This is a genomic window from Dickeya chrysanthemi NCPPB 402 (genome assembly GCF_000406105.1).
GTDB lineage: Bacteria > Pseudomonadota > Gammaproteobacteria > Enterobacterales > Enterobacteriaceae > Dickeya > Dickeya chrysanthemi.
Genome location: NZ_CM001974.1, coordinates 2,926,538 through 2,947,712, shown reverse-complemented (window position 1 = coordinate 2,947,712; position 21,175 = coordinate 2,926,538). Strand labels below are relative to the sequence as shown.

Here is a 21,175-nt window from a genome sequence, read left to right as displayed (position 1 = left end):
TATTTTCTCATTCTCGGATTTTTCAATGTGTTGTTTTCTTTTATAGGATGTATCTTAATGCGTGAAATCACATTCTTGTTATAAAAATAATGTGGCCATTTCCAATGGATTACAAAAAAAGGAAATTAAATCATGTTGGAATGAAGAGATGGATATGTATAAATTTGATATTCCATCATTTTTATGATTCCGGATGGATGCCGAATGCATTTCCCGTGAGAGTTCTATTTGAAAGAAATCAGCAGATAAAAGATATGTCGTGTGGCTTTATACCCAAAATAATTCGAGTTGCAAGCAGCGCCGAAGGGTGAGACCCATTTGTGGGCCGAGTATACAGTCAACACACCTGCAACTTGAGGTATGACGGAATATATTCATAAGCAAAAGAAAAAGCAGCAGTGCTCGTTCCACACTGCTGCAATGGTTATCGCGAGTTACACACCGAGTTTTTTGTGATACTCAGCACGAGTCTTTTTCAACTCATCTGTGGCGGCTTTGGCTTCCGGCAGTTTTCCAGCATCAACCAGTGCGATGGCGGCATCAATTTGTTTAAGCAGCTTATCCAGCCCCTCATTAAAGACTTTACTGTTTGGGCTATTAGCGAATTCCGGGTCGGCTTTAGCCTTAGTAGCATGGTCTTTCAGGTTCAGCAGATCCGCTTTTAGCGTGGCGGCATCGGTAGCACCTGAGGCACTCTTGTAGCTTTTTGCCATTGCGCCCATTTCGTCTTTGACTGCAGCCTGACTGGTGAACGGCAGCGTTACAGCTGATACCGCGATTGCCAGACTGATAGCCATAATTGCTTTTTTCATTGCTCACTCCTGTTAGTTAGCCGGATGGCGGGTTTTATACCCTTATTAGTTTTCGGCAGTATTCACGACCCAATATGGATGGTCAAATGGATTTTATTCCGAGTGGGAATGATAATTATTAAAATAACATGATAAGGGGATTATTTTCAGCTAACTCATTAGATATGATAAATGATCTCTATTTGTATGAAATTAATGGGAGGACCAAAGACGGTGTTATGAATGCACCGCCTGTACTTTCATTTTTATGGATTCGATTTGGCATTTTTATGGATTCGATTTGGTTTTCGGTTGATAACGCCATAACCATTTGCCGCTAATCATACGACGATAAAATAGTATGCCCCGAACTATCCAATCAAAAAACATTCCCATCCAGACACCCAGTACGCCGAAACCCAGCATGATGCCCAAAATATAACCGACGATCACCCGACATCCCCACATACCGGCCAGCGCTACCCACATGGTATAGCTGGCATCTTTGGCTCCCTTCAAGCCGGCAGGCAACACCCAGGATGCGGCCCATATCGGCATGAACAACGCATTTAGCCAGAGCAACTGTTTAACAACAGTAATCACATCCGGTTCATTGGTATACATTGATGCCAGCAGCCCGGCCGTGGGTATGGAAAGTAGCGCCAAAGCACATAAGCCAATATTGGAAAGCCAGAAAATATATTTTAGTTGTCGTTCCGGCTGCATGCGTTGCCCTTTGCCCAGACGGGAACCCACAATAATCGTCGACGTCGAGCCCAGGGCATTACCCGGAAGGTTAATCAGCGCAACAATCGAAAAAGCGATGAAATTACCGGCGATCACCTCGGTTCCCATTCCGGCGACAAAGCGCTGAGTGATTAGTTTTCCAACATTAAACATAACCGATTCGATGCTGGCCGGGATGCCGATACTGAGCACCTCATAGAGAATTGCCGTAGTAAAAGGGGCGAAATAACTCAGGAATGGGATACGTAATGCGCCATTAAAGCCTTTTGTCAGAGCGAGCACGACGCAAAGTGCCCCGAGATAACGGGAAAGGGTGATTCCCAGGCCTGCGCCAATAAAACCGAATCCGGGCCATGAACCAACGCCGTAAATCAAGGCACCGCTGAACAGAATATTCAGGATATTCATGCCAATATTGATAATCATCGGCAAGCGAGTATTGCCGGCGCCGCGTAATGCGCCGCACCCTACCAGCGTGATAGCCAAAGCGGGATAGCCCCACACGGTCAAACGCAGGAAGGTCAGCGCCAGTGACTTCACGGCTGGCTCTGCGCTACCGGCAATCAGATCAATGATAGCCTGACCTGCGATTTCAACCAGAACGACTAATAACAAGGAAATCAGGACTAATAATGAGATGGATTGGCGCGCGGCCTGCCGGGCTTGCTTACGATTGCGTTGGCCCAGACTGAAAGCCACTACGACAGCTGTCCCCAATGCAACGGCGGTAAAAAACGCGATGATCAGCATGTTGAAGCTATCCGCCAGCCCAACAGCCGCCATAGCTTCTTTACCCAACCAACTGACCAGAAAGGTGCTGAATATCCCCATCAACACCACACACAATCCCTCAATAAAGATAGGAAACGCCAACGGTGTGATTTCTCGCCACAGTAAGACCCGATTGGAATGTCGTTTTCTGTACCAGGCAGAGCCTTTTAGTGTGCTTAACAGCTGTTTGGCTGTATTTAGAATCATATGACTTGTCTTCTTATTTACTGGCAGGCTGTTGGGCGATATCCCGAGCCTCTTTCATCCAGAGCGCATGGCAGGATGATGGGTTAAAAAGGTGTAATAGTCAGGACAGGCATACCATGGATAACGTGGGGTTGCGTTACATCACACAGATTGCGGCCGGATTACATGTCCATATAACTATTCACGCCTGTGATTATAAAAGTATGGCGGCTAGATGGGATTGGCTGATATCAGAAAAAAGGCAATTTAGATGAAACGGTGTTTTAAATGCGTATGGCGATATATTCATCTATCCACAGCAGTAATTCAGCGTTGATGTGCCAGGGCTATCTGCAGATAAAAATGAGGGTAATGCTATCACTGGGGGATGCTGCTATGTGCATGGCTTATTGCTTTTACCCGGATACATTTTGGGTCTGGAGAGTACTCGAAATCCTCACGTACCTCGCTGAGAGGTTATGATGACGGAGAGCCAGAGCTTCGGTCGCACTATGCTACTGATTATTAAGGTGCTGATTGTCCTTATCCGGAGGGGAATAAATTGTGTTTTGTCTATACTCCGGAGTTTGATAAATACCATCGGTGGGTTGGATTAAATTTCTTTGACGGTAGCGCTGATACGAAAAGGTGATCGAGTGAACGTGAATGACGTGGTAACGGTAAAAACGGATGGCGAAGTACGCAGAGAAGGGGTCATTCTGGCGGTAGAGCCTTTTCAGGAGGGAACTATGTATCTCATTGCTTTGGATAACTATCCTGAAGGGATCTGGTTCTTTAATGAACTTAACAGCCGTGAGGGCGTTTTTGTCGAGCCGCGTCGGATTGCTGATAAATAAAAGACGCCGATACGGTTACCCGTATCGGCTACCTTGATTAGAAAGTTTCCCAATTATCACTGCCTGGTTTCGCGCCGGAAGGCGCTTTTAAGCGAGCAGTGCCAGATGTGGTCAACAACGGCTTCGACATGATGGAAGCGGTGGTGGGGGCTGTATCCTGAAGATGATTAGCGAGTTTAAACGCAGATACTGCACGGGTTAGCACCATAGCCTGCTCTTCGAGCGATGCGGCGGCGGCAGAAGCCTGTTGTACCAGTGCTGCGTTCTGCTGGGTTACGCTATCCATCTCGGAAATTGCCTGTCCGACCTGAGTGATGCCGCGGCTCTGCTCATCCGAAGCGGAAGCAATTTCATTCATAATATCCGTCACATTGCTCACAGCCTGAACAATTTCGTGCATCGTCTGGCCTGCCTTATCGACCAATTCCGAGCCGCTGTGAACCAGTGAAACGGATTCCGAGATCAAACCTTCAATCTCTTTTGCCGCCTGTGCGCTGCGCTGCGCCAGACTCCGCACCTCACCTGCAACGACTGCAAATCCTCGGCCTTGTTCACCAGCACGAGCGGCTTCTACCGCAGCATTCAGCGCCAGGATGTTAGTCTGGAAAGCAATGCTGTTGATCACGTTTGTAATTTCAGAAATTTTTCGCGAACTACCGGAAATACTATTCATGGTATGAACAACATTCTCGACAATCTCGCCTCCTTGTTTTGCCTTGCCTGAGGCGTTCGACGCCAATTGGCTTGCATGGTGAGCATTGTCGGAGTTCTGTTTGACGGTTGCGGTCAACTGTTCCATGCTGGCTGCCGTCTGTTCGATGGCTGCCGCCTGCTGCTCGGTTCGGGAGGACAAATCGCTGTTACCGGCGGTGATTTCGGTTGTGCCCTGATAAATGGAATCGGCGCTGTCACGCACGGTAGAAACGGTGTGCACCAGCGATGCCTGCATCTGTTGGATGTTTTGGCCCAGTATACCGATTTCGTTTTTGCCATAGGCTTCGTTGGGTTGGGTCAAATCGCCTTGTGCAATACGCTGAATGCGTTGTACCAGGCGGTGCATCGGTTTAATCAGCGTACCGCGCAAGAATAAGAAAGTCAGTAATGTCATCACGATAGCAATAGCGAAGCTCACTGCCATCAGGATGTAACCCAGCATTGCCTGATGTTGGGCATTGTTGTTAAGCGCTTTGGCACGCTCAGTACGAAAAGCGATAGCTTTCAGCAGCGGTTTATTATAAGCCTCATCCAGTACACGCACTTCTTCCGATTCATGCGTCAGTATTTCTTCGAAATAGCCATCTTTTGCCGCTTTAAGCATCGGCATGATGCCTTTTTCGACGTACTCGTTATAGGCTTTGTTCAGTTCTGGTTCGAGCGCTAAATCCGTATCGGTCTTAACGCTTCGGTTTTCATAGACTTGAAAGGCGTCTTTCGATGAGGCAATACGTTGTTCCGCCTGCTTCAGGTTGTTATTGAAAACATCCGTATCTCCAACACGCACTGCAGCACCCGCCTGGATAATCAACAAACGGGCTGTTCTGAGATGGTTAGAGCTGTTTGACAGACCGAGGCGGACATCAATTTCCTGAGTAACATAGTCCAGACTTTGATTAGCGCGCACCAGAAATAAGCTGGCAGTACCGATAGCCAGGGCGAACAACAGCATGATGCCGCCCAGAATGATGACAAATAACGGCACCAGTCCAAGATTGCCCAGTATGCCGGTTTTACCCTGTTGTTCAGACTTTGACATCATTTTCATATCCATTCGCTCATTTTCAGGAAAAATATATGTACATCAACCGTACTACTCGCAGGTGTAGTTTGGGTGCTTTTGTTTCTGGAAACAGCTGTGTGGTGATCCGTTTTCAAAATACCAACATAATTCAACGTCGTCATATAATGTGAAACATTCATGGATTTCAATGCGATGTCGATCACGAATCTGTTGGTATTGTGACATTAGGTTCTGTCTGTTTTTTATGCAACATTCTGGAATGTACTTGACTATCTCAGATAGCTTACCTGGGCCAAACCAGATTTTGGTCGGGGTCAAATACTCAGCATCCGGCATAAAAATAGTGCCTGTGTTTCTGAATGTGGATATAAAACATACTAAAAAAATAATAACATATGTTATAAAATTAGAAATTTTAATGTAAAGCAAAGTGGTTACGATTTTTGAATTCGTTCCGGAAGATAGGTGGTATATTTTTTTCTTTTAAAATCAATATATTGATTTTATCTTTTAAAGAAAGAAGGCGTGTAGAGAGTTTTTTTCTTCTGTTGTGAGTATATTGTGTTCAGGAAAATTTCACTTCAGAGCAAAAATCAGTGAAATATTATGTTTTGCCTCTTTCATTTTTGTGATAGAGATCACATAATTATCAAAATGCTGATGTGCTTGCGTTGTATGAGTCAGGCCGAAGGCGGTACAGTGATATGGGATTAGGATTAATCCTACGTTCTATGTTGGACGCAATACTAGAGAAGGGATATGAAGAGATGGATCCTCAGATGCATCAACATTGATGCTGTATTTTTCGTCATATTAGAAGATTCTAAAGTAGTAGAATTATCTGGCACCGATAGTTTTCATGCCACCTATGGAGAGTGATTGTTTAGCGGGTGAGCAGTCTATCACCTAACTTATGTTTTGAAACATAGTCTGTCGGGATGGGAATATGGGTACCTCTGAATTGCTTAAACACATTTATGACATCAATTTGTCTTATTTGTTACTGGCTCAGCGATTAATCAACGACGAAAAAGCATCAGCGATGTTCCGGTTAGGTATCAATGAAGAAATGGCTGATGCCTTGATGCAACTGACTTTACCTCAGATGGTAAAGCTGGCCGAAACCAATCAGTTAATATGCCATTTCCGCTTCAATGATCACAATACGATTAAATTATTAACACAAGAATCCCGGGTTGATGATTTGCAACAAATTCACACCGGTATATTGTTGTCGAGTCATTTATTACAAGAGTTGTCTTCAAAAGAAGATAGCTTGCCTAAGAAAAGGGCATAATGATGGCGGAGAAAAGTATTGTTCAGGAAGCTAAGGATATACAGCTGGCGATGGAACTCATTTCATTGGGTGCACGCCTTCAGATGCTTGAAAGCGAGACCCAGTTAAGTCGCGGCCGTTTGATCAAACTCTACAAAGAGTTGAGAGGTAGCCCTCCGCCTAAGGGCATGCTACCGTTTTCTACTGACTGGTTCATGACATGGGAGCAGAATATCCACTCTTCCATGTTCTATAACGCCTATCTATTTTTGCTCAAGAATAGTCAATGCAGTGGTGTTGAAGCGGTTATCAAAGCGTATCGCCTTTACCTTGAACAATGTGCTCCTCAAAGCGATGTTCCTTTGCTGGCGTTGACCCGCGCCTGGACATTGGTCCGCTTTGTTGATAGCGGCATGTTGCAGTTATCTTCATGCAATTGCTGCAAGGGGATGTTCATCACCCACGCACACCAGCCTAAAAACAGTTTTGTCTGCAGTTTATGCCAGCCACCTTCCAGAGCAGTAAAAAGACGTAAACTTTCGCCGAGTGTTGCCGATATGATACCTCAACTGCTGGACGAACAGGTTAAGCATGCAGTCTGAGCCTGGTGGCGATTTTGTGGTTCTGTCATCGCGCGTTCATTGCTCGATGGCAGTATTCCCTTCAAATAAGTCGTTGGTAAGACTGCATTTATAACCCTCTCCGCTACCCTTTTACTATCTATAAGGAATTCTTGTGCTGGTTATATTGGGTTATCTTGTCACTATAGGCTCCATACTTGGCGGTTATCTTATCGTTGGTGGCGAGTTGGGGGCGTTGTATCAGCCTTCGGAACTGCTGATTATCGGTGGTGCGGCGGTAGGGGCATTTATTGTTGGTAACAATGCTAAAGCGATTAAAGCGACGCTGAAAGCGTTACCCGTGTTATTTCAAGGCTCCAAATATACCAAAGCCGTGTATATGGACCTAATGGCCGTTTTATTCCGGTTGATGGCCAAATCTCGCCAGCAAGGTATGCTTTCTTTAGAGTTCGATATCGACAACCCGAAAGAGAGTGAGATTTTTTCCAATTATCCTCGCATTCTTTCTGATGATTATATCGTAGAGTTCGTTACGGATTATTTACGCCTGATGGTCAGCGGAAACATGAATGCGTTTGAAATTGAAACGCTGATGGATGAAGAGATCGAAACTGTTGAGCATGAGGTTGAAGTTCCGGCTACCAGTTTGAATCTGATGGGCGATGGTTTACCTGCATTCGGTATCGTTGCCGCGGTCATGGGGGTGGTACATTCACTGGCGTTTGTTGATCGCCCGGCCGCAGAGTTGGGAATGATGATTGCCCATGCAATGGTCGGGACGTTCCTCGGTATTCTGTTGGCTTATGGCTTCGTTTCGCCTTTGGCATCGTTGTTACGCCAGAAAAATTCAGAGAAAATCAAAGTCCTACAGTGCATTAAGGTAACGCTGTTATCCAGTTTGAATGGTTATGCACCTCAGATTGCTGTTGAATTCGGACGTAAAACGCTTTACTCAACCGTGCGTCCTTCGTTTACTGAAATGGAAGAGCATATTCGTAATGTGAAGGCTCCGGCACAGCAGGCATCGGAAAATGACGCATGAAACATCAGCATCCGATAATCCGCAAAAAACGTAAATCAGGGCATGCCGCGCATCATGGCGGTTCATGGAAGATTGCTTATGCCGACTTCATGACCGCTATGATGGCGCTTTTTCTGGTCATGTGGCTGATTGCCATTTCCTCTCCTTCCCAGTTGGCGCAGATTGCCGAATATTTCCGCACACCACTGAAAATTGCCATTACATCCGGCCCAAAAATGAGTGATGCCTCTAATCCTATTCCAGGCGGTGGTTCAGACCCCACTCAACAGGAAGGTGATGTGAAGCGGCAGATTGATACTATGGATGGGCGCCTTGAAGAAATTAAACTCAATAAATTACGTGAGCGGCTTGATCAATTGATTGAGGCTGACCCACGTCTTAGAGCGTTGCGGCCGCATCTGTTGATAGAAATGGTCGATGAAGGGCTGCGAATTCAGATTATCGATAGTAACAATCGCCCGATGTTTAAAACGGGGAGTGCTCAGGTAGAGCCTTACATGAGTGATATTTTGCGAGCTATCGCCCCGATTTTGAATGATATTCCCAATAAGATCAGTTTATCGGGCCATACTGATGATGCGCAGTATGCGATGGGAGAACGCGGCTATAGTAACTGGGAACTATCGGCGGATCGTGCTAACGCTTCCCGGCGTGAGCTGATTGCGGGCGGGTTGGCCGATGGTAAAGTTTTACGCGTTGTTGGCATGGCCGACACGATGAATCTGAAGCAGGCAAAAGGGGGCAGTGATGCAATTAACCGGCGTATCAGTCTGGTTGTCCTTAATAAGCAGGCGCAGGAGAATATCGAGCGTGAAAATGCTGAAAGCAGTGCAGTAAACATTGATAAAATAGAGAATTTGCAGAACATGGGGATGGATAAAGCCAAACCGGTTACCGTACCTGTCGATAGCGGTAACAGCTCGGCTGTATCACAACCTGAAACCAATGGGACGCCTGCATCTGGCTCACCTGTGGCTCCTGTTCAGGCACCCGCAACAGCGGCGCCAGCGTCGGGGGTGAATGGCTCATCGGCGACAAGCCGCAGGCAGCCTACAACAGCTTTGCCAGCAGCACCTGATAGTCAGGCGACACCTTCTTCAACAAGCCGCGATTCACAGCAGAGGTGACCCACGTGAGCATGGACATGAGTGCTTTTTATCAAACATTTTTTGATGAAGCAGATGAATTGTTGGCGGACATGGAGCAGCATTTATTGCAACTTGATCCGTTAGCACCCGATGCGGAACAGATGAATGCCATATTTCGCGCTGCTCACTCGATTAAAGGGGGCGCGGGAACGTTCGGTTTCACTGTATTACAGGAAACTACACACATACTGGAAAACCTGTTGGACGGTGCCAGACGCGGTGAAATGCGCCTGAACACCGATATTATCAACCTGTTTTTGGAAACCAAAGATATCATGCAGGATCAGTTGGATGCTTACAAAACCGCGCAGGAGCCCAACGCCGAAAGCTTTGAGTATATCTGTCAGGCTCTGCGCCAGCTTGCTCTGGAGTCCAAAGAAAATGGTACTGCCGGAGCATCCGCCCCTGCCAAGGTAGGGGCTGAAAAAACGGTTTCCGCTTCCTCAGCGTCGGCTTCTGCCGGCAATCACTCAGGCTTGCGTATCGCTCTTACCGGCCTGAAAGAAGCTGATATTCCTCAGTTACTTGAAGAACTGGGAAATCTGGGGACGGTAAAAGACACGGTCCAAACCAGCAACAGCGTCGAACTGACGTTGGATACATCAGCCAGTGAGGACGATATCAGCGCTGTGTTGTGCTTTGTGTTGGAGCCGGATCAAATTAGCTTCAAATCTACCTCTGGCGATGCGCCGATGGAAGCGGCCCCCCCTGCAGCGGAGGTTGTCGCCGAACCGGTTGAGCCCACGCCTGCCCCGGCACAGGTGCAGCCTGCAGCCGCTGCACCTGTGGCTAAACCTGCCGGAGGTAATAATAATGATGCGGCGAAAGGTAGGCAGAAAACAGGCGATACCAGTATCCGCGTAGCAGTAGAGAAGGTTGACCAGCTTATTAATCTGGTCGGTGAGCTGGTTATTACCCAATCTATGTTAGCGCAGCGTTCCAGCGCTCTTGACCCCGTTGCACATGGCGATCTGCTGAATAGCATGGGGCAACTGGAGAGAAACGCACGTGACCTGCAAGAATCCGTGATGTCCATCCGTATGATGCCGATGGAATATGTCTTTAGCCGTTTCCCACGTCTGGTTCGTGACCTGGCTGCTAAATTGGGTAAAGAGGTTGAGCTGACCCAATTGGGGAGTTCAACCGAGCTGGATAAGAGCCTTATCGAACGCATTATTGACCCGTTGACGCATCTTGTGCGTAACAGCCTCGATCATGGCATTGAGTCACCGGAAAAACGTATTGAAGCGGGCAAGTCGGCCGTAGGCAACCTGACGTTATCTGCAGAACATCAGGGCGGCAATATCTGTATCGAAGTGATTGACGACGGCGCCGGTCTGAATCGCGAACGTATCCTGGCCAAAGCCCTGTCTCAGGGGATGGCGGTAAGCGATAGCATGACTGATGAAGAAGTCGGCATGCTGATTTTTGCTCCCGGCTTTTCTACTGCTGAGAAAGTGACCGATGTGTCGGGTCGTGGCGTTGGCATGGATGTGGTGAAACGGAATATTCAGGAGATGGGTGGGCATGTTGAAATTCATTTCGTGAAAGGGAAAGGAACCACCATCCGCATTCTTCTGCCGTTGACGCTGGCGATCTTGGATGGGATGTCGGTCAAGGTCAATAATGAAGTATTTATCCTGCCGCTTAACGCGGTCATGGAGTCCTCGCAGCCGCAGGCCGAGGATTTGTATCCTCTGGCGGGTGGGGAGCGTGTGCTGCAGGTTCGTGGTGAATATCTGCCACTGGTTGAGCTGTATCAGGTATTCGATGTCGCCGGAGCAAAAACGGATGCCACTCAAGGTATCGTCGTTATTCTGCAGAGTGCTGGCCGTCGCTATGCTTTGCTGGTTGACCAGCTGATTGGTCAGCATCAGGTCGTTGTGAAAAACCTGGAAAGCAACTACCGCAAGGTGCCAGGCGTTTCAGCCGCAACTATTTTGGGTGATGGTAGCGTAGCGCTGATTGTGGATGTTTCTGCGCTGCAGGCGCTTTATCGGGAAAAGCGTGTGGTTGAGACCGCAGCTTAACAGCAAATTACAGCTATAGATTAAAGGTGAGAAACATGACTGGACTTGCAAATGTCACAAAACTAGCAGGCGAGACAGTAGGTCAGGAGTTTTTGATTTTCACGCTGGGTGATGAAGAGTACGGCGTGGATATTTTGAAGGTTCAGGAAATTCGTGGTTACGATCAGGTTACCCGTATTGCCAATACCCCTGGGTTTATTAAAGGTGTCACCAATCTGCGTGGTGTTATTGTACCGATCGTCGATCTGCGCATTAAATTTATGCAGCAGGAAGTCGACTATGATGATAATACGGTTGTTATCGTATTGAATCTTGGTCAGCGTGTGGTCGGCATTGTGGTAGACGGCGTGTCTGATGTGTTGTCTTTGACTGCCGATCAAATTCGTCCTGCACCGGAGTTTGCGGTTACCCTGTCAACTGAATATCTTACAGGACTGGGTTCTCTCGGTGAGCGCATGTTGATTCTGGTTGATATTGAGAAGCTACTCAGCAGCGAAGAAATGGCGCTAGTTGATAGCGTCATGAAGGTTTGATAACACAACCCTATTGGGCCACTTCGGTGGCCCATATCATTTCGTACCCTTATTCTCTGGAATTTAATAAGTTTAAGTTATAGAGATGCTAAAGCATCGGTGATCGTTGTAATTAAGGCTTAATATGCTGAATCGTGTAAAAGTTGTTACTGGACTCGTTATTATTCTTGGGCTATTCATTGCTCTTCAAGTTATTTCCGGCGGGCTATTTTTTAATGCACTAAAGTCAGATAGAGATATCTTCACGACGACAAGAATTATTAATCAGCAAAAATCGGAACTGGAATCGACCTGGTCTTATTTATTGCAAACGCGTAACACGTTGAACCGTGCGGGAACACGTTATGCGTTGGACGCATCCGGTGGCGTCACTGGGGGCGTATCTGCTAAGGACCTGATTGAGCTGGCGAAAAAGCAACTGGTTATTGCTAATACCCATTTTGCCAACTATGAAAAAATCCCATATACCGATCAGCAAGATCCAGCCATCGCTCAAGTGGTAAAAGATAATTATACAGCGTTGAACAGTGCGTTAAGTGAGCTGATTGTTTTTATCTCTACCGGTAAATTGAAAGAGTTTTTTGATCAGCCAACCCAAGGTTTCCAGGACAGATTTGAGAAGGCCTATTATTCTTACAAAGACTCCTACGACAAAGTTTATGCCAATGCTGTGGAAGAGAATAATTCAGCTTATTCGACGGCGTTATGGTTGCTGATATCGGTAGCTATATTGGTTGTGGTTATGGCGCTGGTCGTTTGGTTGGGTATTAATCGTTCCCTGGTTCAGCCATTGCATAATCTTATTGAACATATTCGTCATATGGCAAAAGGGGATTTGTCGACGCGAATTGATTTTCATGGCACCAACGAAATGGGGATTCTGGCCGATAGCTTGCGGCATATGCAGACCGAATTTGTTACGACGGTCAGTGCGGTGAGACAGAGTTCTGAGGCCATTTATACCGGAGCGTCGGAAATCAGCGCAGGCAATAGTGACTTGTCATCACGAACTGAGCAGCAGGCTGCGGCGCTTGAAGAAACTGCGGCCAGCATGGAACAACTGACATCGACAGTGAAGCAGAACGCCGAAAATGCCCGGCAGGCTAGCCAGCTGGCGCTGAGCGCTTCCGAAACTGCACAAAAAGGCGGCAAAGTAGTCGATAACGTGGTGAAAACCATGCATAACATTGCCGGAAGTTCGCAGAAAATTGCGGATATCACCAGTGTGATTGACGGTATTGCGTTCCAGACAAATATTCTGGCGCTAAATGCTGCCGTTGAAGCCGCCAGGGCAGGTGAGCAGGGACGAGGTTTTGCTGTTGTCGCGGGAGAGGTGCGTAATCTGGCTCAGCGTAGTGCGCAGGCGGCGAAAGAAATCAAATCCTTGATTGAGGATTCTGTAAATCGAGTTCAAGAGGGTTCGGTGCTGGTTGAGAGTGCCGGTGAAACTATGGGTGAAATCGTGGGTGCTGTGACACGTGTTACCGACATCATGGGAGAAATCGCCTCAGCATCCGAGGAGCAAAGTCGAGGCATCGATCAGGTCGGTCAGGCCGTCACCGAGATGGATCGCGTTACTCAGCAAAACTCTGCGCTGGTTGAAGAATCAGCGTCTGCAGCGAATGCGCTTGAAGAACAAGTCCGTGTATTGAATCAGGCAGTAGCCGTATTTCGTTTATCAGAGAGCGCAATGATCTCGCGTCCTGTCGCTGCGCCGGTACGTACAGCAAAGCCAGCGTTGCTTGCAACTTCGGTTGCTATCGATAAAGAGAAAAAGGCCAGAACCAGCAAAACCACGGATAACTGGGAAACCTTTTAATCGCTGAATCGGATGGGTCAGATCATCGACCCATCCGATTGATATTAAATAACAATGAAAATTTATCCTGAGCAACAATGTTGAGTATAAATTTTCGCCTGGTGGATTTTTCGTCTTGCATTCGTGTTTCTAATAAAAATCCTGTCACATAACGGAAAAAACAGCAGAGAAGATCTATATTTAATGTTGTTTACTTAAGATATATTTAATTGATTATGTGCATTAATAGTATCGGAGAGGTATCAAGGATGTGGCTGTTTTGAGACAAAGGTTGCAGTTTTAATTTTTGTTACCGTTATAGCGCCTCTTCAGTTAAAGAAAGGTTTAATGCGGCCGATTTATATAACTAATGCCAATTGCATAGGCGTCTTTTCACGATCCTCTGAGGATGATTGTCACAATCAACCGGTTTTGCTGGTAACGATGGTAATGCTCAAGGGGATGTGGTGATGAGGAGTGGATTATTTTTTTGTGAACAATCCTCATTGTGAACGATGCTGAATGCACCAATTTAAACCATCGCGTGATTACCGCCATTGATCCGTTGGAGAACGGCTGATAAGGGCATGTTTCCCAGTGGTATGTTGTGGGGGTACCGGTTCATGTGATAGAGCCGGAGATAAAGGCATGAGACCTGTAATAGTCATAATGGGAAGTCTGATTGAAAAACAATAAAATCATCTATCCATTTTCGGGCGGTCAGATATGAAGAATACACCATCGCCAAATCGTTCAGGTTCTACATCTATTTTGAGTCAGATGGTTGAACGGTTACCGCTGTCTGATGTGCATTTCCGGCGAATCAGTCAGCTCATCTATCAACGTGCCGGCATCGTACTGGCCGATCATAAGCGTGAAATGGTCTACAACCGTTTGGTCAGACGGTTGCGTTTGCTCGGAATCAACGATTTTGGTCAGTACCTTGCGTTGTTGGAGTCAGATCCGAACAGTGCTGAATGGCAGGCATTTATTAATGCGTTAACGACGAATCTAACGGCATTTTTTCGCGAGGCGCACCATTTCCCTATCCTCGCCGACCATGCCCGTAAGCGGCCGGGTGGGTACAGTATTTGGTGTACCGCCGCTTCCACTGGGGAGGAGCCTTATTCTCTGGCTATGACCCTCGCGGAAGTTTATGGGGATCGTGCCAGTAATTGCCAAATTGTAGCCAGTGATATTGATACACAGGTTTTAGAGAAAGCATCTGCGGGTATTTACCGGCAGGAAGATCTGCGTTCGCTTTCTCCACAACAGATGCAGCGTTTCTTTTTACGCGGAACCGGACCACACAGTGGTTTGGTGCGGGTACGCCCGGATCTGGCAAGTATGATTCATTTTCAACAAGTGAATTTGTTGGCGCCGGAATGGTCCTTACCTGCACCGTTTGATGCGATTTTTTGTCGTAATGTAATGATTTACTTTGATAAAGAAACCCAGGAGCGCATTTTACGCCGTTTTGTTCCGCTGCTTAAACCAGGCGGATTATTGTTTGCCGGACATTCAGAGAACTTCAGTCAGATCAGTCGGGAATTCTACCTGCGCGGGCAGACTGTTTATGGGCTGGCTAAGGAAAGATAATGAGTAAAATAAAAGTATTATGTGTTGATGATTCTGCGTTAATGCGGCAGATCATGACCGAAATCATTAATAGTCATCCCGATATGGAAGTGGTTGCAACGGCACCGGATCCATTGGTGGCACGTGATTTAATCAAGAAGTTCAACCCGCAGGTGTTGACGCTTGATGTCGAAATGCCTCGTATGGATGGCCTTGATTTTCTTGAAAAGTTGATGCGCCTTCGCCCAATGCCTGTGGTGATGGTGTCTTCATTGACGGGGAAAGGTTCGGAAATCACTTTACGGGCGCTTGAGCTTGGGGCGATCGATTTTGTTACTAAGCCTCAGTTGGGTATTCGTGAAGGTATGTTGGCATACAGTGAGCTGATTGCGGAAAAAATCCGCATGGCTGCCAAGGCGCGTTTGCCTCAGCGCAGTTCAGGACCGGCACCTACAGTGCTGATTCCCAGTATGCCGTTGCTGAGTAGTGAAAAGCTGATCGCGATTGGTGCGTCGACAGGCGGAACCGAGGCGATCAGACATGTCTTGCAGCCATTGCCGCCGACAAGTCCGGCATTGCTGATTACTCAGCATATGCCACCGGGATTCACTAAGTCTTTTGCTGAGCGTTTGAATAAACTGTGTCAAATTACAGTGAAAGAAGCCGAAGATGGCGAGCGTGTTCTGCCTGGTCATGCCTATATTGCACCGGGTGCCCGTCATCTTGAACTTGCGCGTAGTGGTGCGAACTATCAGGTTAAATTACATGATGGTCCGCCGGTAAATCGGCATCGTCCTTCTGTTGACGTACTGTTCCACTCTGTTGCACAGTACGCCGGACGAAATGCAGTAGGAGTAATCCTAACTGGCATGGGGAATGATGGTGCAGCGGGAATGCTGGAGCTTCATAAAGCGGGAGCGTATACGATCGCGCAAAATGAAGCCAGCTGTGTTGTATTCGGTATGCCTCGAGAGGCTATAGCACTCGGTGGTGTCGATGAGGTGGTGGATTTGCACCAGGTGAGTCAGCGGATGCTGGCACAAGTTTCTGCCGGACAGGCATTACGTATATAGCAGCTCCGGGGTGAGCAATAATATTAGGAGTAGGTATGGCTGATAAAGAACTCAGATTTTTAGTAGTGGATGACTTTTCGACAATGCGCCGTATTGTTCGAAATCTACTAAAAGAGCTGGGCTTCAACAATGTGGAAGAAGCGGAAGATGGTGCAGATGCCCTGAACAAGCTTCGTTCCGGCGGTTTCGATTTCGTCATTTCTGACTGGAACATGCCGAATATGGACGGACTGGAACTGTTACAGGCTATCCGCGCCGACGGCTCGCTTTCCAAGCTCCCAGTACTGATGGTAACCGCTGAAGCAAAGAAAGAGAATATTATTGCTGCAGCACAGGCTGGTGCCAGTGGTTATGTTGTTAAACCGTTTACTGCCGCTACGCTTGAAGAAAAGCTGAGTAAGATTTTCGAAAAGCTTGGTATGTAAGGAGATGCCATGAATCCACATCCGATGCCCATTAACGATCATGCGTCTGCCACAGAGATTATTTCTCGTATCGGGCAATTGACACGCATGCTGCGTGACAGCCTGAAAGAGCTTGGTTTAGATCAGGCGATCACTGAAGCAGCCGAAGCGATTCCTGATGCTCGTGATCGTCTTGATTATGTTGTTCAGATGACTGCACAGGCGGCAGAGCGTGCATTGAGTTGTGTTGAAGCTGCCCAACCTCGTCAGAACCAACTGGAAGAAGAGTCCAAAGCACTGAAAACCCGTTGGGATCAGTGGTTTGAGAATCCGATAGAACTTTCGGAGGCCCGCGAGCTAGTTACTGATACACGTAGCTATCTTGAGTCAGTCCCGGATCATACCGCGTTTACTAATGCTCAGTTACTGGAAATCATGATGGCTCAGGACTTCCAGGATTTAACCGGGCAAGTAATCAAACGCATGATGGATGTTGTTCAGGAAATCGAGAAACAGTTGCTGATGGTCTTGTTGGAAAATATTCCAGAGAAACCATCGGAAACGCGTCGTGCGAATGAAGGTCTGCTCAACGGGCCTCAGGTTGATAAAACCGCTGCAGGTATTGTTTCCAACCAGGATCAAGTTGATGATCTGTTGGATAGCCTGGGTTTTTGATTTCACCTCGACACCCATTACATCCTCGGTATGAGTGGGCATTGTGGCGTAAAGTATGTGGATGTTTACGATCGGGCATGTCCCGATCGTAAATTCCTGTCTCTTGTCTTATCCAATAAAATAAATAGCCGCTTATTTTCTTCTCTGTTCTCCCCATAGTGCTTTGCCGGATTTTGTCATGCTAGCGTTGTATAACTTTATGTCAGCGAGCATTAACAGGAGCGGCTCTAGTGGCAGATGATAGCGATCTGGAGAAAACAGAAGCTCCCACCCCCCAACGAACAGAAAAAGCCCGAGAAGAAGGTCAGATACCCCGATCGAGGGAGTTGACATCGGTATTCATGCTGATTGCCGGTCTGGCTATTTTATGGGGTTACGGTTCCAGCATGGCTGGAAAACTGACTGATATGATGGCCAAAGGACTGATCTTTGACCATAACCTCATCAGTGATGAGCGATTGATCATTTCTCATGTCGGTGCATTGCTTAAGCAAGCAATGCTGGCGATTGTGCCTATCTTATTCGGATTGGTGCTGGTTGCTCTGGCCGCGCCGGTACTGCTGGGCGGTCTGATTTTTAGCACTAAAGCGATTAGCTTCGATTTTGGCAAGTTGAATCCGTTATCTGGCCTGAAGCGCATGTTTTCGACCCATGTACTGGCCGAATTATTTAAAGCGATCCTAAAGGCCGTCATCGTTGGTTGTATTACGTATTGGTTTCTTTTGCATAACTGGAATAGCATGCTGCATCTTGTCTCTGAGCCCATGGGGATCGCGATAAAGGATGCGTTAAATATTGCTTTTCTGTGTTGTTTTTGGGTAATCATGGGGCTTTTCCCCATGGTCGCTTTCGACGTGGCATGGCAAATATGGAGCCATATTAAACGGCTACGCATGAGCAAACAGGAAATCCGTGACGAATACAAAGAGCACGAAGGCGATCCTCACATTAAAGGTCGTATACGGCAGCAACAGCGGGCAATTGCCCAACGCCGAATGATGGCTGACGTGCCGAAAGCCGACGTTATCGTCACCAACCCGACTCATTATGCCGTTGCGTTGAAGTATGATGAAAAGAAAATGAATGCACCCAAGGTATTGGCTAAAGGTGCAGATAGGATTGCTCAGCGTATTCGTGAATTGGGTGCAGAGAACCGTGTCCCAATTTTGGAGGCGCCGCCTCTGGCTCGAGCGTTGTATCGCCATACTGAAATTGGGCAGCAGATTCCTGCCGGATTATATGCTGCTGTTGCTGAAGTGCTTTCGTGGGTCTATCAGCTCAAACGCTGGAAACGTGAAGGCGGATTGATTCCGCGTAAACCTAAAAACTTACCTGTGCCGGATGCACTGGATTTTGCTAAAGAGAAAACAACCGATGGCTAACCTAGCCTCTTTGCTTCGCCTACCCGGCAATATGAAAGGTTCACAATGGCAGATTCTGGCGGGACCTGTTCTTATATTACTCATCTTGTCGATGATGGTTCTGCCTCTGCCGCCGTTTATTCTGGACTTGCTGTTCACATTTAATATTGCGTTGTCGATTATGGTACTGCTGGTCGCCATGTTTACCCAGCGCACACTCGATTTTGCCGCATTTCCTACCATTCTGTTGTTTTCTACGCTGTTGCGTTTGTCACTCAACGTAGCATCGACACGTATCATTCTGATGGAAGGGCATACTGGCGCAGGCGCTGCCGGGCGAGTGGTTGAAGCGTTCGGGCACTTCCTGGTGGGCGGTAACTTTGCCATCGGTATCGTCGTATTCATTATCCTGGTACTGATCAACTTCATGGTTATCACGAAGGGGGCCGGTCGTATTGCTGAGGTTGGAGCACGCTTTACACTGGATGGTATGCCAGGCAAACAAATGGCAATTGATGCCGACCTGAACGCCGGGTTAATTGGTGAGGATGAAGCCAAGAAACGGCGTTCGGAAGTGACTCAGGAAGCGGATTTCTATGGGTCGATGGATGGTGCGAGTAAGTTTGTTCGTGGTGATGCTATCGCCGGCCTGATGATCATGGCCATTAATATCATCGGTGGCTTGCTGGTCGGTGTGGTTCAGCATGACATGGTGTTAGGGCAGGCCGTCGAAAACTATACGCTGTTGACCATCGGTGATGGTCTGGTGGCGCAAATTCCGGCGTTGGTGATTTCGACTGCTGCTGGTGTGATTGTGACCCGAGTCAGCACGGATCAAGACGTTGGTCAGCAGATGGTCACCCAGCTGTTTAATAATCCGCGAGTCATGATTTTAAGTGCGGGAGTCTTGGGGCTTATCGGCCTGGTGCCTGGTATGCCTAACTTTGTTTTCCTCCTTTTTACTGCTGCCCTGTTAGGGTTGGCGTGGTGGACGAGGAAAGGAGAGGAAAACAAAGCTGCATTCGCTGCGACTGAGGCTGCAACCGCTACCCCGACAGCGCCACAGGTGATCGAGGCCAGTTGGTCTGATGTGCAACTGGAAGATCCGCTTGGGATGGAAGTAGGGTATCGCCTGATTCCTATGGTTGATTTTCAGCAAAATGGCGAGTTGCTCGGGCGTATTCGTAGTATTCGAAAGAAATTTGCCCAGGAAATGGGGTTCCTGCCGCCTGTCGTCCATATTCGGGATAACCTGGATTTACAGCCGGCCAGTTATCGTATTTTGATGAAAGGTGTTGAGATTGGTAACGGTGAGGCTCATCCAGGACGCTGGATGGCGATTAATCCGGGGAACGCGGTAGGTACTCTGCCAGGTGATTTAACTAAAGATCCCGCTTTTGGTCTACCAGCAATCTGGATAGAAAGTGCGCTTAAAGAACAGGCGCAAACGCAAGGATATACTGTAGTCGAGGCCAGTACAGTTGTGGCGACCCATCTGAATCATTTGCTCAGCTTGCATGCCAGTGAGTTATTTGGGCGGCAGGAAGCACAGCAACTGATGGATCGCGTATCTCAGGAAATGCCGAAGCTGACCGAGGATTTCATTCCGGGTGTGGTGACGTTAACAACGTTACACAAGGTTCTGCAGAATTTGTTAAGCGAACAAGTTTCGATTCGGGATATGCGTACAGTTATCGAGACATTGGCCGAACATGCGGCAGTACAGACGGACCCAAATGAATTGACGACAGCCGTGCGTATTGCTCTGGGCCGTGCTATTACCCAGCAATGGTTCCCAGGGGATACTGAGCTTCAGGTGATCGGACTTGATGGTGCGCTGGAGCGCCTACTGTTGCAAGCACTTCAGGGTGGTGGTGGTTTGGAGCCGGGATTAAGCGACAGATTGTTGGATCAGGCTCGGCAGGCATTGCAACATCAGGAAGCATTGGGTGCGCCGCCAGTGTTGCTGGTTAACCATGCATTGCGCGGGTTGTTGTCACGTTTCCTGCGTCGTAGCCTTCCTCAAATTGCCGTATTGTCTAACCTTGAGATTAGCGACAGCCGTCAAATCAGAATGACGTCGATGATTGGTGGTGAACTGCCTCGATGAATAAAATGATGATGGTCGTGCTTTGTGGGGCGGCAGTAGCAATGCTGTCGCCCAGGCTCTATGCCCAACAAGGGGGATGGAATGCCAATCTCTCTGGGCCATCATTTGAGTACAAAGGGATGCTGGCATCTTCTCCCGCTCTGCTTCCCCCTTCTGGATTCGGCATCACGACGGCTCAATCCGTTACCGTCATCTACTGGCGATATCAACTGAAATCGCCAGCACCGGTTGATTTAGCCGTCAAACTCTGTGCAGCTAACCGCTGTGTCAATCTGGACGGTGCCAGCGGGCAAACCTATGGATTGCAAGGCGTCCCTGCTAACAGTGAGTTTAGAATGGTATTTTACGTACCCGGCTCTGGGCGGATGGCTACCTCGGTAGAGGTCGTATCTAACGAAATTGCTGTAAACTATAAGTAGTTAAATAGAAACAACCCATGTGAGTCTTGATGACATCAAGCTTGAGTGAGTCAAAAG

18 protein-coding genes are annotated in these 21,175 nt (G+C 47.6%); 15 read left to right on the top strand and 3 right to left on the bottom strand.

What is annotated here, in order from left to right; all coding sequences use genetic code 11:
- Positions 1-434: 434 nt before the first annotated feature.
- Positions 435-812, bottom strand: a complete 378-nt coding sequence (locus DCH402_RS13160; protein WP_040001520.1) for a cytochrome b562 — start codon at positions 810-812, stop codon at positions 435-437.
- 267 nt (positions 813-1,079) lie between these two features.
- A complete protein-coding gene (locus DCH402_RS13155) occupies positions 1,080-2,516 on the bottom strand; it encodes an EmmdR/YeeO family multidrug/toxin efflux MATE transporter (RefSeq protein ID WP_040001518.1) in 1,437 nt (478 codons plus the stop codon).
- 635 nt (positions 2,517-3,151) lie between these two features.
- On the opposite strand from DCH402_RS13155, the gene dsrB reads away from it, so the two are divergent.
- Complete coding sequence (gene dsrB / locus DCH402_RS13150) at positions 3,152-3,352, top strand: protein DsrB (protein WP_012769260.1); 201 nt, start codon at positions 3,152-3,154, stop codon at positions 3,350-3,352.
- Between the two features lie 37 nt (positions 3,353-3,389).
- On the opposite strand, the gene DCH402_RS13145 is transcribed toward dsrB, so the two are convergent.
- The gene (locus DCH402_RS13145; RefSeq protein ID WP_040001516.1) at positions 3,390-5,120 is read right to left on the bottom strand and encodes a methyl-accepting chemotaxis protein; all 1,731 of its coding nucleotides are present in this window, start codon (positions 5,118-5,120) and stop codon (positions 3,390-3,392) included.
- Between the two features lie 916 nt (positions 5,121-6,036).
- Between DCH402_RS13145 and flhD the strand changes: the two genes are divergently transcribed.
- From flhD to DCH402_RS13075, 14 genes are all read left to right on the top strand, one after another.
- Positions 6,037-6,387: a flagellar transcriptional regulator FlhD gene (flhD, locus tag DCH402_RS13140; protein ID WP_012769262.1), complete on the top strand. Its 351-nt coding sequence runs from the start codon at positions 6,037-6,039 to the stop codon at positions 6,385-6,387.
- Positions 6,388-6,389: 2 nt separating this feature from the next.
- Complete coding sequence (flhC, locus tag DCH402_RS13135; RefSeq protein WP_023640182.1) at positions 6,390-6,968, top strand: flagellar transcriptional regulator FlhC; 579 nt, start codon at positions 6,390-6,392, stop codon at positions 6,966-6,968.
- A gap of 133 nt (positions 6,969-7,101) precedes the next feature.
- A complete protein-coding gene (gene motA / locus DCH402_RS13130; protein ID WP_012769264.1) occupies positions 7,102-7,989 on the top strand; it encodes a flagellar motor stator protein MotA in 888 nt (295 codons plus the stop codon).
- The gene (motB, locus tag DCH402_RS13125; RefSeq protein ID WP_040001515.1) at positions 7,986-9,116 is read left to right on the top strand and encodes a flagellar motor protein MotB; all 1,131 of its coding nucleotides are present in this window, start codon (positions 7,986-7,988) and stop codon (positions 9,114-9,116) included. The genes motA and motB overlap by 4 nt, the downstream gene beginning before the upstream one ends.
- Positions 9,117-9,127: 11 nt before the next feature.
- A complete protein-coding gene (cheA, locus tag DCH402_RS13120; protein WP_040001512.1) occupies positions 9,128-11,167 on the top strand; it encodes a chemotaxis protein CheA in 2,040 nt (679 codons plus the stop codon).
- 35 nt (positions 11,168-11,202) lie between these two features.
- Entirely contained in the window at positions 11,203-11,700 is a 498-nt protein-coding gene (cheW, locus tag DCH402_RS13115) for a chemotaxis protein CheW (protein ID WP_012769267.1), read from the top strand.
- 124 nt (positions 11,701-11,824) lie between these two features.
- Positions 11,825-13,519 (top strand): methyl-accepting chemotaxis protein, encoded by a 1,695-nt coding sequence (locus DCH402_RS13110; RefSeq protein ID WP_040001510.1) that lies wholly within the window; start codon positions 11,825-11,827, stop codon positions 13,517-13,519.
- Positions 13,520-14,224: 705 nt separating this feature from the next.
- Positions 14,225-15,097 carry a protein-glutamate O-methyltransferase CheR gene (gene cheR / locus DCH402_RS13105; RefSeq protein ID WP_040001508.1) on the top strand — a complete coding sequence of 291 codons (873 nt, stop codon included), beginning with the start codon at positions 14,225-14,227 and terminating at the stop codon, positions 15,095-15,097.
- Positions 15,097-16,149: a protein-glutamate methylesterase/protein-glutamine glutaminase gene (locus tag DCH402_RS13100; protein ID WP_012769270.1), complete on the top strand. Its 1,053-nt coding sequence runs from the start codon at positions 15,097-15,099 to the stop codon at positions 16,147-16,149. Before cheR ends, DCH402_RS13100 begins: the two co-directional genes overlap by 1 nt.
- Positions 16,150-16,184: 35 nt before the next feature.
- Complete coding sequence (gene cheY / locus DCH402_RS13095; protein ID WP_012769271.1) at positions 16,185-16,574, top strand: chemotaxis response regulator CheY; 390 nt, start codon at positions 16,185-16,187, stop codon at positions 16,572-16,574.
- A 9-nt stretch (positions 16,575-16,583) separates the two neighbouring features.
- Complete coding sequence (gene cheZ, locus DCH402_RS13090; protein WP_040001506.1) at positions 16,584-17,228, top strand: protein phosphatase CheZ; 645 nt, start codon at positions 16,584-16,586, stop codon at positions 17,226-17,228.
- A gap of 230 nt (positions 17,229-17,458) precedes the next feature.
- A complete protein-coding gene (gene flhB, locus DCH402_RS13085; RefSeq protein ID WP_040001505.1) occupies positions 17,459-18,610 on the top strand; it encodes a flagellar biosynthesis protein FlhB in 1,152 nt (383 codons plus the stop codon).
- Positions 18,603-20,699 carry a flagellar biosynthesis protein FlhA gene (gene flhA / locus DCH402_RS13080; protein ID WP_040001501.1) on the top strand — a complete coding sequence of 699 codons (2,097 nt, stop codon included), beginning with the start codon at positions 18,603-18,605 and terminating at the stop codon, positions 20,697-20,699. The genes flhB and flhA overlap by 8 nt, the downstream gene beginning before the upstream one ends.
- Positions 20,696-21,118 carry a flagellar protein FlhE gene (locus tag DCH402_RS13075; RefSeq protein ID WP_040001499.1) on the top strand — a complete coding sequence of 141 codons (423 nt, stop codon included), beginning with the start codon at positions 20,696-20,698 and terminating at the stop codon, positions 21,116-21,118. Before flhA ends, DCH402_RS13075 begins: the two co-directional genes overlap by 4 nt.
- Positions 21,119-21,175: the final 57 nt, after the last annotated feature.